1 protein-coding gene is annotated in these 501 nt (G+C 67.1%); it reads left to right on the top strand.

Annotated features, from left to right (window positions below; genetic code table 11):
* Window positions 1-21: 21 nt before the first annotated feature.
* Window positions 22-501: PTS sugar transporter subunit IIA (locus tag GTW58_RS14225; protein ID WP_168023675.1), on the top strand; the 480-nt coding region annotated here is incomplete at its 3' end.

The raw sequence follows: 501 nt of genomic DNA, 5'->3' as shown, positions 1-501 counted from the left end.
AACGGAGAGAAGAGGGACGCAATGAGTGACCCGACGACGGCCACCAGGATCGATTTCATCGCTCCTCTGACCGGTGTCCTGGTACCGATCGAAGAGGTGCCGGACCCCGTGTTCGCGCAGAAGATGATGGGTGAGGGGTTTTCCATCGACCCCCTGGCCGGTCAGCTCGTGGCCCCGGTTGCCGGTGAGGTGGTGGACGTCCAGCAGTCCGGCCACGCCGTGACCGTCCGCTCGGAAGACGGCCTGGACGTGCTCATGCACATCGGCCTGGACACCGTGGCCCTCCAGGGGCAGGGCTTCACCCCGCTGGTCGAACAGGGCCAGCGTGTGACCGTGGGCCAACCGCTCATCGACTTCGAACTGGACTTCCTGGCCACCCGCGCCAAGAGCCTCCTGACCCAGATCGTGATCGCCAACTCTGATCGCGTGGCCTCCCTGTCGCCCAAGTCCGGGCTGGTCCAGGCCGGCCAGGACGTTGCCGCCGGGGTCGACCTGGCGGCC

It is taken from the genome of Kocuria subflava (assembly GCF_012163155.1).
Taxonomy (GTDB): domain Bacteria; phylum Actinomycetota; class Actinomycetes; order Actinomycetales; family Micrococcaceae; genus Kocuria; species Kocuria subflava.
This window is presented reverse-complemented; position numbering and strand designations above follow the sequence as displayed.